Source organism: uncultured Nisaea sp. (assembly GCF_963974195.1).
Lineage (GTDB): Bacteria > Pseudomonadota > Alphaproteobacteria > Thalassobaculales > Thalassobaculaceae > Nisaea.
Genome location: NZ_CAXBDC010000108.1, coordinates 1 through 14,357 on the forward strand (window position 1 = coordinate 1; position 14,357 = coordinate 14,357).

General features: G+C 59.4%; 10 protein-coding genes. 7 read left to right on the forward strand and 3 right to left on the reverse strand.

Annotation, left to right across the window (positions count from 1 at the left end; all coding sequences use genetic code 11):
• The first annotated feature begins 171 nt into the window (after nucleotides 1-171).
• The 6 genes from mfd (at nucleotide 172) to AAC126_RS18610 (ending at nucleotide 10,217) form a co-directional block, all read left to right on the forward strand.
• A complete protein-coding gene (gene mfd, locus AAC126_RS18585; protein WP_339856096.1) occupies nucleotides 172-3,579 on the forward strand; it encodes a transcription-repair coupling factor in 3,408 nt (1,135 codons plus the stop codon).
• A gap of 209 nt (nucleotides 3,580-3,788) precedes the next feature.
• Nucleotides 3,789-5,906, forward strand: coding sequence for a TonB-dependent siderophore receptor (locus tag AAC126_RS18590; RefSeq protein WP_339856098.1), 2,118 nt, complete (start codon nucleotides 3,789-3,791; stop codon nucleotides 5,904-5,906).
• 121 nt (nucleotides 5,907-6,027) lie between these two features.
• Nucleotides 6,028-6,984 (forward strand): alpha/beta hydrolase-fold protein, encoded by a 957-nt coding sequence (locus AAC126_RS18595; RefSeq protein WP_339856100.1) that lies wholly within the window; start codon nucleotides 6,028-6,030, stop codon nucleotides 6,982-6,984.
• A gap of 63 nt (nucleotides 6,985-7,047) precedes the next feature.
• Nucleotides 7,048-8,052, forward strand: a complete 1,005-nt coding sequence (locus tag AAC126_RS18600; protein ID WP_339856102.1) for an AraC family transcriptional regulator — start codon at nucleotides 7,048-7,050, stop codon at nucleotides 8,050-8,052.
• Nucleotides 8,053-8,055: 3 nt separating this feature from the next.
• Nucleotides 8,056-9,243: an oxidoreductase gene (locus AAC126_RS18605; protein WP_339856104.1), complete on the forward strand. Its 1,188-nt coding sequence runs from the start codon at nucleotides 8,056-8,058 to the stop codon at nucleotides 9,241-9,243.
• Between the two features lie 197 nt (nucleotides 9,244-9,440).
• The gene (locus tag AAC126_RS18610; RefSeq protein WP_339856106.1) at nucleotides 9,441-10,217 is read left to right on the forward strand and encodes a DUF4197 domain-containing protein; all 777 of its coding nucleotides are present in this window, start codon (nucleotides 9,441-9,443) and stop codon (nucleotides 10,215-10,217) included.
• Here AAC126_RS18610 and AAC126_RS18615 read toward each other — a convergent pair.
• Complete coding sequence (locus tag AAC126_RS18615) at nucleotides 10,214-10,867, reverse strand: DsbA family oxidoreductase (protein WP_339856107.1); 654 nt, start codon at nucleotides 10,865-10,867, stop codon at nucleotides 10,214-10,216. The genes AAC126_RS18610 and AAC126_RS18615 overlap by 4 nt on opposite strands.
• Before the next feature lie 134 nt (nucleotides 10,868-11,001).
• Between AAC126_RS18615 and AAC126_RS18620 the strand changes: the two genes are divergently transcribed.
• Nucleotides 11,002-12,624 (forward strand): acyl-CoA synthetase, encoded by a 1,623-nt coding sequence (locus AAC126_RS18620; protein WP_339856109.1) that lies wholly within the window; start codon nucleotides 11,002-11,004, stop codon nucleotides 12,622-12,624.
• A 24-nt stretch (nucleotides 12,625-12,648) separates the two neighbouring features.
• On the opposite strand, the gene AAC126_RS18625 is transcribed toward AAC126_RS18620, so the two are convergent.
• Nucleotides 12,649-13,734 (reverse strand): mandelate racemase/muconate lactonizing enzyme family protein, encoded by a 1,086-nt coding sequence (locus AAC126_RS18625; protein ID WP_339856112.1) that lies wholly within the window; start codon nucleotides 13,732-13,734, stop codon nucleotides 12,649-12,651.
• A gap of 96 nt (nucleotides 13,735-13,830) precedes the next feature.
• Nucleotides 13,831-14,357: adenylate/guanylate cyclase domain-containing protein (locus AAC126_RS18630; RefSeq protein WP_339856115.1), on the reverse strand; the 527-nt coding region annotated here is incomplete at its 5' end.

The window sequence follows — 14,357 nt, forward strand, 5'->3', positions numbered from 1 at the left end:
ACAAGTGGATTACCGGCCAGGAAGAAGCGCCGGAGGAATATGAAACGCCCATCCTCGACATGATCCGCAACTTCAAACTCGTTGAATAGTCTTTTGATTTACAACAAACCTGTCCTTTCTAAGTCGGGGCCTGCCGCCTTTTCATCCGTGCCCGAAGGCCATGACGCCCGAGTGCTGCTTGAGATTGCGGCGGCTCATGGCGGCGTCCTGCATGTGGCGCGGGACGACTCGCGCCTTGCGGTTTTGCGCCAGTCGCTCGGCTTCTTCGCGCCGGAGCAGACGGTACTGAGCCTGCCCGCCTGGGATTGCCTGCCCTATGACCGCGTTTCCCCGCATGGCGATCTGATAAGTCAACGGGTTGAGACACTTGCGCGACTCGCTTCAACGGGACTTTCCGGCGGCGCGGTGATGCTGACAACGGTGAATGCCCTGCTGCAGCGTGTTCCGCCGCGCAGCTTTTTCACCGATGTCGGCCTGGCCCTGAAACCGGGAGACAACAAGCCGGTCGAGGATATCGCCCGGTTTTTCGAGGCAAACGGCTACACCCGCGCGGCGACGGTCCGGGAGGCCGGGGAATACGCGGTGCGCGGCGGTATCATCGACGTCTTCCCGCCTGGCGCGGAAGAGCCGTTGCGGCTCGATTTCTTCGGTGACGAGCTGGAAACAATTCGCTCCTTCGATCCCGTCAGCCAGCGCACGACGGGCAAGCTGGACGCCTTCGAGATTTTCCCGGTCGGGGAGTTCCGGCTGGATGAAGAGGGCATCAAACGCTTCCGCTCCGGTTATCGCACCAATTTCGGCGGAGAAATTTCCAAAGACCCGCTCTACGAGGCGATCAGCGAGGGCCGCCGCCATGTTGGCATGGAGCACTGGCTGCCGCTGTTCCATGAGGATCTGGAGACCCTGATCGATTACACGGGCGCGACGCCGGTGACCTTCGATCATCAGGCTGACGCGGCGATGAGTGCGCGTTTCGACCTCATCCAGGAATATTACGAGGCCCGCAAAAGCCTTTATGACCGCGGCACGCCCGACGGCGGCAGCGTCTATCGGCCGTTGCCTCCGGACAGTCTCTATCTCAATGAACGCGACTGGCAGAGCCTCGAAAATGCCCTGCCAAGCGCCCGCTTCACGCCGTTCGACCTGCCGGAAAGTTCTGCCGACGGGGCTACGGTTCTTGATTGCGGCGGGCATGGCGGTGTCGGTTTCGCCGAAGCGCGGGCCCGGCCGGATATTGATCTCTATGCCGCCGTGCGCGACCGCATTCTGGGCGAGCCGGAAGATCGCCGGGTATTGGTTGCCGGATATACCAGCGGCTCCCGGGACCGGCTGGTCTCCCTGCTGCACGAGCACGGCCTGGAACGGCTGGAGCCGGTTGGCACCTGGAAGGAGGCCCAGAAGCTTCCGAAAGGCACGGCCGGTGCCGTAGTGCTCCCTCTGGAGCAAGGTTTTGCCAGCGACGATCTGCTCTGCATCGCCGAGCAGGATATTCTCGGCGAGCGGCTGGCCCGGCCGTCAATCCGGCGCGGACGCCGGGGCGAAGAATTCCTGCAGGAAGTTTCCGCCCTGAATGAAGGCGATTACGTGGTCCATGTGGAGCACGGAATCGGCCAGTATGACGGACTGGAAACCCTGGAAATCGGCGGTGCGCCGCATGATTGTCTGCGGCTGCTCTATCTCGGCGGAGACAAGCTGTTTGTCCCGGTTGAGAGTATCGACGTGCTGTCCCGCTACGGCTCTCAGGAGTCGGGTGGGCAACTGGATAAACTTGGCGGCGCCGCCTGGCAGGCCCGCAAGGCCAGGGTCAAGAAACGCCTGCGCGACATGGCGGAGCAACTGATCCGGCTGGCCGCCGAGCGCGAGGTTAGAGAGACCGATCCGGTTCCGGCACCAACCGGCGTTTATGACGAGTTCTGTGCCAAGTTCCCCTATACAGAGACGGACGACCAGCTCCGCGCCATCGAAGAGACGCTGGACGACCTGAACAAGGGCCGGCCAATGGATCGGCTGGTCTGCGGCGATGTTGGTTTCGGCAAGACCGAGGTGGCGTTGCGCGCGGCTCTGGTCGTTGCCATGCAGGGCTATCAGGTAGCCGTCGTGGTGCCGACAACGCTTCTCGCACGGCAGCATTTCAGCCAGTTCAGGGAGCGTTTCAAGGGCCTTCCGGTCAAGGTGCGGCAACTTTCCCGGATGGTTCCGGCGAAGGAACAGACGGCCATCAAGGAAGAACTGGCGAACGGCGATTGCAGCATCGTCGTCGGCACCCATGCCGTTCTGGCGAAGAGCATAAAATTTTCCAATCTCGGCATGGTGATCGTCGACGAGGAGCAACATTTCGGCGTCGCCCAGAAGGAACGTCTGAAGGAGCTGCGCTCGGCTATCCACGTGCTGACCCTGACCGCGACGCCAATCCCGCGCACATTGCAAATGGCACTGAGCGGGGTCCGGCAGATGAGCCTGATCACAACCCCGCCGGTCGACCGGCTGGCGGTGCGCACCTTCGTCATGCCCTATGACGGTCTGGTCATTCGCGAAGCCATCATGCGGGAGCATTATCGCGGCGGTCAGACCTTCTATGTCTGCCCGCGCCTCGACGATCTGCCGCGCATGCATGACCGGCTGACCCAGCTTGTGCCCGAAGTCCGCGTCGCCACGGCGCATGGCCGGATGAGTCCGACCGAGCTTGAAGATGTCATGACCAAGTTCTGCGACGGGGCTTACGATATCCTGCTCAGCACCAATATCGTTGAGTCCGGCCTCGACATCCCGAACGCGAACACCATCATCATTCACCGGTCGGACATGTTCGGCCTGGCGCAGCTCTATCAGCTGCGTGGCCGTGTTGGACGCTCCAAGACCCGGGCCTATGCCTATCTGACCACGCACCCGACCAAGATCCTGACGGCGGACGCCAAGCGCCGGCTTGAGGTGATGCAGACCCTCGACAGTCTCGGTGCCGGGTTCAGCCTTGCCAGCCACGACATGGATATCCGTGGCGCCGGTAATTTGCTGGGCGAGGAACAGTCCGGTCAGGTGAAGGAAGTCGGCATCGAGCTCTACCAGCACCTGTTGCAGGAAGCCGTGCAGGCGGCGCGGGAAGGGGGCTTCGAGAGCATGGAGCCGGAGGAACAATGGACGCCGCAGATCTCCCTCGGCACGCCTGTCCTCATCCCGGAAAACTATGTGCAGGACCTGACCGTCCGGCTCAGTCTTTACCGGCGTATCGCCAATCTGGTGGACGAGGCGGAGATCGACAGCTTCGCGGCCGAGCTGGCGGACCGCTTCGGCACTCTGCCACCGGAAGTCGAGAACCTGCTGAAGATCATCGCCATCAAGCAGCTCTGCAAGCTGGCCGGGGTCGAGCGGGTGGATGCCGGGCCGAAAGGCGCCGTTCTTACATTCCGGAACAACGATTTCGCCAATCCGCGTGGTCTTGTCGGTTTCATCGCCAAACAGGCCGGCAGTGTTCAGCTCCGGCCGGACCACAAGCTGGTCTATCGCCGGGCGTGGGAGCAGAAGGATGTGCGGGTGCGCGGCTTGACCGGGCTGATGCAGGAACTGGTTTCGATCGCGACCTGAGCTTCCGACCCAAAGCGATGCACAGCGTTTTGATGCCCATAAACTGCTAATGCGAATAATTCGCATAATAAATCGATCATTTCTCAAACCCCTCCGACCTTGAGGCGCTCCTCGGCAGGAATATAGGTTCCCGCATGTCTTAACAGACTCGAGTTTAGCAACAGCCTGGACACGGGCATCAGGCGGACGACATGAGGGGAATCATGAAAATGGCGGGGAATTTCGAACGGCGAAGGGCCTTAAGGTCGATACTTCTGGCCAGCACGATCCTTTCCATTGCCAGCATTGGCGCCAAGGCCGAGGAAGCCAAGCTAGACACGATCACGGTTCAGGGATCGAGCTACGAAACCGAGGGCACCGGCAGCTACACCAGCGATCTGGTCAGCGTTGGGGAAAAGGAAGTTCTGACCGCTCGGGAAATTCCCCAGTCAACGCACGTCATAACCCGTGAGAAGCTTGAGGATGGCGGATACACGTCCCTCGACACCACTCTTCGCGAAACGCCGGGTGTCGTGGTGCTCAGCAATGATGACGGCCGCTCAAGCCTCTTCTCGCGCGGCTTCGAGTACGATGTCCTGTACTTCAATGGCCTGCCGGCGCCTCTCTCCAGTATCTACGGAACCCAGCCGGATATGGCGATTGTGGATCATGTCGAGATTCTGCGCGGCCCGTCAGGGCTTTTCGGAGGAAGCGGCGAGCCGACGGGCGCTATCAACATGCGCCTGAAGCAGGCCAAGGACACGTTTGGCGGCTCGGCCTCCATTACCGGCGGCTCTTACGACAATTATCGTGGTGATGTGGATGTCACGAGCCCGCTCACCGAAAACGGCCGTATCCGCGGGCGGGTTGTTGCCGCTTACCAGACTCAGGACAGCTGGGTGGACAGTGTGGACAACGAGGTCGGCGTTGGGTACGGCACCGTCCAGGCGGATCTGACGGAAGACACGACTTTTACCTTCAGCCTCAGTCACATGGAGCGGGATATTTCGCCGTTCAACGGTTTGCCGACGCTGGCCGACGGCACTTTGCTCGATGTTGATGTGTCGACAACGACCGGGACGGGGTGGAACAATTTCGAAAATAACGTCACCGACTATATCGCCGAGTTGGAGCACAAATTCGCGGATGGCGGCCATATAAAGGCTTCGACCCGCTATTCGGACCGGGACGTGGACTTTCTTTACGGATACGCGGCCAGTGCAGCCGATACCAACGGCGATGTTTCGGGAATGAGCTATCTGGGGCGCACATTCGACGAGAGTTCTTTCGCCGCCGACGCGCATGTGAGCAAACCGTTCGAATTGTTCGGCCAAGTCCACAATGTCATTGCCGGTGTGGATTACCGCAAGGTCGAGAGCGATATGCAGCAGGGCCGCGGAACGATCGGCGGGACGTTCAACCTCTACAACTGGAATACGTCTGTCGCCGAGCCGGATGTGTCCTACACGACGGACACGACCTCGGACCCGAGCCAAGTCGGCATCTATAGCCAGCTGCGCGTCAATCCGGTGGATCGTCTGACCCTGATCGGGGGCGGCCGCCTGTCCTGGTATGAGTCCAGCACGACGAACAACAATACCGGCGCTGTGACGGATCGCATCGATATCGACAACGAATTCACTCCCTATGCCGGCGTCACGTACGACATTACGGATTACGCAACCGTCTACGGCTCCTACACCACCATCTTCCAGCCGCAGTCCGACACGGATGTCTCGGGCAACATCATTGATCCCCGCGAAGGGCAGCAGTACGAGGGCGGCGTCAAGAGCCAGTTCTTCGGCAATGCACTGAACGTTACCGCCGCCTATTTCTGGATAGAGGATACCAATCGGGCGGTCTCCGATCCGGACAACACGGGTTCCTCCCTGGCGCAGGGAAAAGTCAGGGTCCGGGGTGTCGATCTGGAAGTTTCCGGAAACCCTCTCCCGAACTGGTCCGTCATGGCTGGCTATACCTATACGGAATCCGAGAACCTGGACGACGGCGAGGTGTTCAGCACCTACACCCCGGAACACATGGTCCAGCTCTGGAGCAAATACTCCTTCGACAGCAGCTCCGGAATGCTGGACGGTCTCTCGCTCGGCGGCGGAATGCGGGCATTCTCCGACTTCTATTCGGTCTCGCGCGGAACGACCATTGAAGCGCCCGGATATGTGGTCTTCGACACGTTCGCCAGCTACAAGATTAACGATAGTTTCAAGCTGGCCATCAATATCGATAATATTCTCGACGAGAAATATTACGAGCGGGTCGGCGGTACCTCGGTTTTCAATTTTTACGGAAAGCCGCGTACCTTCAAACTTCGGCTCACGACCACGTTCTAGAGTGTACGGAACCGGCAAAGTGCGCGCTGAAATGCGACAAAACCTGACCGGCGGAACCACGGAGAGCCTCTTTTGCTCCGGGTTTCGCCTATCCCGAACTCTGGCATTCGTGTTGGTTCTCATGACGTTCTCCGCCTTCGAACCCCATTCCGCGCACGCGGTTACGGAGGCGGATGCCGAGCCGCTCGTCGTTCCAAATGCCTTTGTGCACCAGTTTCAGCCCGAAAAACTTGATATCGCCCTCAGGCTCTATGTCTCGGTTCCGGACGTCCCTCCACCAGACGAGGGTTTTCCGGTCCTGTATGCATTCGATGCCGACATATCCTTCATTGCACTGGCCGATATGGCCCGGAACGTGACCATGTCCGCGCGGCGCGTAAAACGGGCGCCACCGCTTGTCGTCGGGATTGGATATGCGGCTCCCGAAGATCATCTCAAACGCAGAATCTACGATCTCACGCCGCCCACGGATATCGGCAAGCTGCCGAAGAGGCCGAATGGTCTGCCTTGGCCCAAGACCGGAGGGGGCGATGCATTCCTCGATGTGTTGATCGACGAGATCAAGCCCTTCATAGCGGCGCGCTATCCGGTTGACGATAGGGCCGAAACCCTCGCCGGTCATTCGCTGGGTGGCCTTCTGGTCCTGCATGCGTTGCTTACCCGTGCTGACGCCTTCGACCGCTATGTCGCATCAAGCCCGTCACTCTGGTTCGGAGACCGGGAGACAAGTGACAAGCTGATAGCATTCCAGGAACAGACAGCGCGCTCGGTGAGCCGGAAAATACCCTTGCGCCTGACGGTTGGACGCCTTGAGGAAACGCCTACGGGATGGCGGGCTCAAAAAGGTAAAGCGTTAGAGAACAGGAAGGTCTGGCTTAAAAACAACAGGATGGTTGGAAATACCAAAGACCTCGCCGAGGCATTAGCGAAGATCAACGGTGCGATCCAGGTGAGTTTCGATATCTATTCCGGCCTCGGACACGCCGCCGCAAATTATCCGGCCTTCTATCAGGCGCTGGAATTCGCCGTCGGTCCGGATGCTTTCCGCGCGGTAGGAGAAGAGGGGAAATCCCGATAAGTCTTGCAATCGGCCCCCGATTGTCAGATGAAAACTAAAGGGTCCATTCGGGTTCCGCTCATAATGTTCGTATCAAGCAATCACAAAAACAACTATGTCACGCGCGGACACTTCGTTCGCAACGCCGGGCTTGTGCCGAACAGAACCTTCACGCCGGAACTTGATCTCAACGCGAATGTCTTGCGCGGCAATATCGGGCATGTGGATCTCCAGCCGGGATTGTTTCTCCATTTCGCCGACACGGAAGACCAGAAAGACCTCACGATAGAGAATCTTTGCAAGCCTGGACTCGTCCTGTCCATCTTCCTTCAGGGGGGCGTCGAAGCATCAATCGGAGGCATTGAAATTCCGATGCCGTCCTATGACACGGTGTCGAAGTCCTGGCAGGCTGTCTCGTCCCTGAGAGCCCATTCTGTACCACAGCGTTTTGTCAGAAACGGCCGGCGCGGCGATCGTCTTCGCAAGGTCAATATCACCATGACCTCCGAGTGGCTTGATGAGCTGGCGCGCAAAAGCGGCGAGGATTTCAAGCCCGTTATGCGGTTTGCGGAAGAGTGTCTCCGGATCGAGAGCTGGTCCCCGTCGGCCCATAGCATCGCCCTCGCGGAGCAGATCCTGTCAGCCCCGGCTGCACCCGACTTTCATCGCCGTCTTTATCTGGAGAGCCGCGCGCTCGACCTCGTCGCCGAGGCGCTCTCACGTTTTAGCGACGCCCATGTGGCAGAGCCGAAAGGGAATTTGCGGCAGCATGACAGGGCCCGTCTGAGCGAGATAGAGCGTGTTTTGATCTCCCGCTCCGGGGAAGCCATTTCCGCCTTCGAGCTGAGTAAAAGCGTGGGGTTGAGCCTCAACGCGCTTCGGCGGTTGATCATGACCGCGCGCGGCATGCCTCCCGGACGTTATATCCGTACTTTCATGCTGGAGATTGCACGGCAGGCAATGGAACGGGATGGGGCCTCCATCGCAGAGGCCGCCTACCTCGCGGGATATACGTCACCCGGAAATTTCACCACGGCATTCAAGCGCTGTTTCGGTATTTGCCCCAGCTCCCTTTCGGAGAACCGATAACTCATGCCGGGGCTTGACGATCACCTTCATTTGCCTTGCGGAGTGGTCCTGAAGAACCGTATCGCCAAGGCCGCGATGTCCGACGATCTCGGCGATGGCTGCGGCTCCCCTACAGAAGCGCAGCAACGGTTGTACGGTCTTTGGGCCGCTGGCGGGGCTGCGATGTCTCTGGTCGGCGAGACCCAGATCGGCCCCTGGGCACCGGAGAATTACGGAAATCTCGTGCTTGAGCCGTTGCGGGAGATCAAACACTTCCATGCCCTGGCTGAGGCGGCAACCGCGAACGGCACCCATTTCTGGGCTCAGCTCGGCCATGCGGGTGCTCTGGCGGTGCCAGTGTCCGGTCCGGCGAAAGCGCCATCGGTTCTGGATGTATCGGGTATTCACGCCGTCGAAATGACAGCGGAAGAGGTCGGGGCGCTTCCTGACATCTATGCAAAAGCCGCACTGAATGCCCGGTCCGCTGGCTTTACCGGTGTTGAAATCCATGCTGCACACGGATTCCTGCTGAACCAGTTCCTGTCGCCGCTGTTCAATCGCAGAACCGACCGCTGGGGCGGCAGTCCAGAGCGGCGCGCGCAATTGTTGCTCGAGATCATCGCGTCGGTGCGCTCTACTGTCGGTCCCGGATTCCCCGTGGCCGTGAAGATCAATGCAACCGATCAGCTTGCGGGTGGTATTGAAGAGGCGGAAGCGCTCGACCTTGTCGCGATGCTGGAGGAGACGGAAATAGACCTGATCGATATCAGCGGCGGCGCCTATTTTCCGGGGGCGGCTGCCGCCAGTGATGGCACCAAAGCCGGGCCATATTTCCTCGACTTCGCCCGGATGGCCCGAAACCGCACCGGTAAGCCGTTGATGACGGCTGGCGGTTTCAAGAAAAAGGCGGAAGCCGAAGAGGCATTGTCGTCCGGTGCCGTAGACATGGTTGGGCTGGCACGTGCTCTCGTGCTTGATCCGGCGCTACCCGGAAAATGGTTGAGGGAAACCGGTGAAGAATCTGTTTTTCCTCGATTTTCCTCAAGGCCGCCAGGCGGCGTTACGGCATGGTACACAGAACGGCTGCGCCAGTGGGGGACACATGGCGCGGCGGATGGACAGGGCTCGGTCGAGGAGGCTCTGGCACAGGTCGAGCGCCGCAAGATCTCCAATGCCGCTCTCTGGAAAAATCATTTCCGGACCGAATTCTAGGCTGGGTCAGTTTCAGTGTGGCGCTGGTCGCGGCTCAAAGCTCGCAATCCGGACGGAGTTGCAGCATTCTCGGATCTGCTTAATGGTTTAGCCACATCTGATGATCACAATCGCCCGCATAAGGCGATAACCAGTCAGATGATGTGATGTGTTTGAGCCGCTATGCAGCACTGGCTCCCTAACCGCGAAGAGACGATATGCCGACGATTGAGCAACTGTATTCCCGCCGTGGCTTTCTTGGTGCCTCTGTTCTGTTAAGCGCAACAGTCATGGCAAGCACGGCCAAGGCCCAAACCGACATATTCGGAACGGCAAAGGGGCTATTGAAATCGTTGGGCGGTAGTGACCAGGCAGGGTCCGGGGGGACTGGTCTGGATAACGAAACCATCTTTGCCGGTCTGAAGGAGGCGCTCAGTGTCGGCACCCGGAAGATCGTCTCCCAACTCAGCACAACAAACGGCTATTTCGGTGACAGCGCGGTGCATATCCCGCTCCCGGAGAGTTTGCAAACAGCGCAAAAGCTCCTCGATACCGCCGGTTTTGGCTCTCTTGCCGACGATCTGGAATTGAGGATGAACCGGGCGGCCGAAGCTGCGGCGCCGGAAGCCGGAGAAATATTCAGCGACGCCATTTCGTCGATGAGCCTGGAAGATGTGAAATCCATCTATCAGGGCCCTGACGATTCCGCCACACGCTGGTTCCAGCAGCGGACCAGCGACACGCTGACGGCGCGCTTTACCCCGGTTGTGCAGGATGCCATGGCCGAAGTCGGTGTTGTGAAGAGCTATAACGCCTTTATCGGGCAGTACGCGAAGATCCCCTTTGTTCCCGACGCGAAAGCTCAACTCACGACTCATGTAGTCGGCAAGGCCCTGGAGGGCCTGTTTCACTATCTCGCGCTTGAGGAAAAGGCGATCCGGAACAATCCGACCGCCCGTTCAACGGAACTTCTGAAGAAAGTCTTCGGCAGCTAGGCCTGATTGGCTACGACGGTATCGTCAGAATTGTCCATATCGAACAGCGGGAAGAAGGCTTCCGGCTCCTGCGCGCCGGAGACCGCATATTGCCGGTTGAAGATGAAGCAAGGCACGCCGTTGATGCCATTTTCATAGGCGAAACGTGTCTCCGCCATCACTTCGCTGGTCCCACCGGTGCTTTCGAGCCATTCACGGGTATCGTCCGGCTTCATGCCTGACTGTTCGGCCAGTTCCACCAGCTTGTCGATATCGCCGATATCAACGCCCTTGGTGAAGTAAGCATTGAACATGCGCTCCACCAATGCGTCCGCAGTGCCCATGACGGTTGCAAGATTGATCGTGCGATGCGCCAGCACCGTGTTCGGCGTGCGCTGGATCAGATCGAAACGGAAATCTATCCCCTCGGCATCGCCCATGCGGCGGATATTGTCGTAAATCTGGGTTGCCCGGTCAGGGCCGCCGAACTTGCTTTCGAGATAGGCCTGCCGGTCCATGCCTTCGGTCGGCATTTCCGGATTCAGCTGGAAGGCCCGCCACTGGATGGTCAGGCTCGGAAGCGGCCGCGCCTTCAATGCCCGTTCGAGACGTCGCTTGCCGATGAAGCACCACGGGCAAATTACGTCGGAGAAAATATCGATCTGGGTCATAGTCCGGCTCCAGGGTCCGTTAGGTCTCGGTTTCGTGGTGCGATCAAGCATATCGCTTTCCGCATGCTTGACGGGTTATCGAAACAAAGAAACCATGTCTCGCAATCGGGACAGGGAAACATTTGCGGGCGGTCATGTCGATCTTTGAAACAGGACTTGAGAGAAATCGGGCGAACTATGCGGCGCTGACGCCCTCCGATTTTCTGGAACGCGCGGGCGCAACATTTCCCGAAAAGGTGGCTATTGTTCACGGCGATCTGCGCCGGACATATGGTGATTTTCTGAACCGCAGCAGACGCTTGGCCGACGCTCTTCGCAAGCGTGGCATCGGGCAGGGGGATGCGGTTTCCGTGCTGGCGCCGAACACGCCGGCAATGCTCGAATCGCACTATGGTATTCCCATGGCGGGCGCGGTTCTGAATGCCATCAATACCCGCCTCGATGCCGCGACAATCTCCTTTATCCTCGGCCATGCCGAGTCAAAGCTGGTGCTGGTGGACAAGGAGTTCGCGCCGGTGATGGAAGAGGCGCTGGCGCAGATCGACAATCCGCCGCCGGTAATCTGGATTGACGATCCGCTGGCCGAAGGCGGCAAGTCCCTTGGCGAGAAGGAATACGAGGAACTGCTTGCCGAGGGAGAGCCCGCGCCGGACTGGCCGCGCCCCACGGATGAGTGGCAGTCCATGTCGCTCAATTACACATCCGGGACCACCGGGAACCCGAAAGGCGTGGTCTATCACCATCGCGGCGCGTACCTGAACGCGATGGGCAATGCCATTGCCTTCGGTCTGACCTCCGGCTGCAGCTATCTCTGGACGCTGCCGATGTTCCATTGCAACGGCTGGACCTATACTTGGGGGGTAACGGCGGTCGGCGGTACGCATGTCTGCCTGCGAAAGGTCGACCCGGCGCTGATTTTCGAGCAGATCGCCGAGCATGGCGTCAGTCACATGTGCGCGGCGCCGATTGTGCTGACCATGCTGATTCACGCCCCGGCGGAACAGAAGAAAGCGTTCTCCCAGCGCGTGAACATCGCCACCGGAGGTGCCGCCCCGCCGAGCGCGGTGATCTCCGCCATGGAGACGATGGGCTTTTCGGTCACCCATCTCTACGGCCTGACCGAGACCTACGGTCCCTCGACGATCTGCGCCTGGCCGCCGGAATGGGATGAGCTTGAGTTGGACGCCAAGGCCCAGCGTATGGCCCGGCAGGGTGTCTATTACCCGACACTGGAAGGCATGCGGGTGAGTAATCCCGATACCGGAGAGGCCGTACCGGCGGACGGGGAGACGATTGGCGAGCTGTGCCTGCGCGGCAATACGGTAATGAAGGGCTATCTGAAGAACCCGGCAGCAACGTCGGAAGCGTTGGGCGATGGCTGGTTCCGGACCGGCGATCTCGCGGTTCTGCATCCCGATGGCTATGCCGAGGTCAAGGATCGCTCTAAGGACATCATCATCTCCGGCGGTGAGAACATTTCGTCTCTGGAGGTCGAGGAGGTGCTCTACAAACACCCGAAAATCATGGAAGCGGCCGTGGTTGCCAAGCCTGATGAGAAATGGGGTGAAACGCCTTGCGCCTTCGTCACGGCCGCACCGGGCGCGGGCGAGATCGGCGCGGTAGAAGTCATGGCCTGGTGCCGTGAGCACATGGCGTCTTTCAAGACGCCGCGCACCATCATCTTCGGTGATCTGCCCAAGACTTCTACCGGCAAGATTCAGAAGTTCGTGTTGCGTGAACGGGCGAAAGATCTGTGATCTTCGCTCGTTACAGGCTGTTGCCTAGAGTCTGAATCTTTCAATCACGTCCATGTCCGGCTCGAAGCCGATGCCCGGGCGATCCGGAACCTGAACCTCTCCAGCGGACGGAAGCGGGATCTCCGGGTCGAGATAGGCCGCGGGTTCTATGTAGAGATGCTCGAATTGCTCGCAGATCTCGCGCGCGGCCATAAGCTGGATCGTTGCCCAGTAACCGGGACCGAAATAGGGAGCATGCGGCATCACCGACGCACCATATTCCTCGGCAACATCGCATACCCTGAGGAACTCGCTGATACCACCGACCTTGGTCACACTCGGCTGTAGGTACTTGATGCGGGGTGCCGTGCGGGTGAACTCCACCGAGGTGCAGGCATTCTCGCCGCTGGCAATGGCAACACCATATTCCGCCTGGAGTGTTCCCAGTGTTTCAGCGTCGTCCGGCGGGAATACCGGCTCTTCAACCCAGTAGAGACCCAGACGCCGCATATGCGGCATGATCTCGTGTGCCTGCTCCATCGACCAGTTGCAGTTCACGTCCGTCGCAAGCTTGGTCTCCAGCCCCGCGCCCTGACGGCCAGCCTTGATGGCATCGAGCGAGATTTCATGCAGTTTGACCGTTTTGTAGCCTTCACCGGCAACCTTGGCTGCGAAGGACCGAACCAGGTCGGGTTCTCCATACCGCACCAAACTGGCATATGCGGGCAGGGTGGTTCTAGGCCGCATCGTCAGCAATTTGGCCAGTGACGCTCTCTCGCGCTTCGCCTCGATATCCCAGAGTGCGATATCGACAGCGGATATGGCAAACATGGTGATGCCATACCGGCCATGCAGATGGAGGCGCAGTTGCAGCTCTGAATTCAAAGCGGCGATGTCCTCTATTTCTCGGCCGATGATAAGGGGGGCAACCATGTCCTCGATTGCCGCTGCTATTGCCCGACGGCAGGAATAAGCGAACCCGTCTCCCCACCCGACAATGCCGTCTTCCGTCTCGATCCGGACAAGTACGATATCGAGATTCGTCCATTTGGTCGGCATCAAGCCGGTCCCGGCGCTTCCATCCTCGAACGGAATTTGCAGGGGAATGACGTCGACTGATTTGATTTTCATTTTTGCTTTCCTCCCTGACGGCGCTTTCGTGCCGCCCCCGGGAAAAGCTTAGCGGACTCACGCGGGAGACGCGAATACGGACGGAAGAAATGCTCTTCAGGAGGGTTTGTCTGCCTCGGCGTCGAGATCCAGCCGGAAAACCTGGACGGCACCGGTGCGGCCACGCAATTCGAACAGGCCGGCATCGGAAATATTCTTGGGGTTTCCGGCGGATATTGCCGTTTCCGCAACGATAAGAACGCACACATCCGCTTCCGGCGCGACCTGCTTGCCTAATTGCTCCAGCCGGTTCGCCACATTCACCGTATCACCGACGATCGTGTAATTGACCCGGTCCGGGGCACCGATATTGCCGACGATGGCGGTACCCGTCGCAATCCCGATGCGGATATGGATGGGCTCCTCGCCCTGCGCGACACGTTTCTGGTTATCTTCCCGGATCAGGTTCGCTATGCGTCTTGCAGCCCGCAGGCAGGCGGCGGCGTGGTCCGGGCGTTCAGCCGGAGCGCCCCAGAAAGCCATCACACTGTCGCCGGCATATTTGTCGATATTGCCACCTTCCGCGCCGATTGCCTGGTTCATCAGCGTGAAATGGGCGTTGAGCAGGTCAACGACGTCATCGG

What these genes read in the sequence shown, in the direction of transcription:
- AAC126_RS18605 (WP_339856104.1), top strand. Translation starts at nt 8,056, where the DNA reads ATGCCGGGGCTTGACGATCACCTTCATTTGCCTTGCGGAGTGGTCCTG.
- AAC126_RS18625 (WP_339856112.1), bottom strand. Translation starts at nt 13,734, where the DNA reads ATGAAAATCAAATCAGTCGACGTCATTCCCCTGCAAATTCCGTTCGAG.
- AAC126_RS18595 (WP_339856100.1), top strand. Translation starts at nt 6,028, where the DNA reads ATGACGTTCTCCGCCTTCGAACCCCATTCCGCGCACGCGGTTACGGAG.
- AAC126_RS18600 (WP_339856102.1), top strand. Translation starts at nt 7,048, where the DNA reads ATGTTCGTATCAAGCAATCACAAAAACAACTATGTCACGCGCGGACAC.
- AAC126_RS18615 (WP_339856107.1), bottom strand. Translation starts at nt 10,867, where the DNA reads ATGACCCAGATCGATATTTTCTCCGACGTAATTTGCCCGTGGTGCTTC.
- AAC126_RS18620 (WP_339856109.1), top strand. Translation starts at nt 11,002, where the DNA reads ATGTCGATCTTTGAAACAGGACTTGAGAGAAATCGGGCGAACTATGCG.
- AAC126_RS18610 (WP_339856106.1), top strand. Translation starts at nt 9,441, where the DNA reads ATGCCGACGATTGAGCAACTGTATTCCCGCCGTGGCTTTCTTGGTGCC.
- AAC126_RS18590 (WP_339856098.1), top strand. Translation starts at nt 3,789, where the DNA reads ATGGCGGGGAATTTCGAACGGCGAAGGGCCTTAAGGTCGATACTTCTG.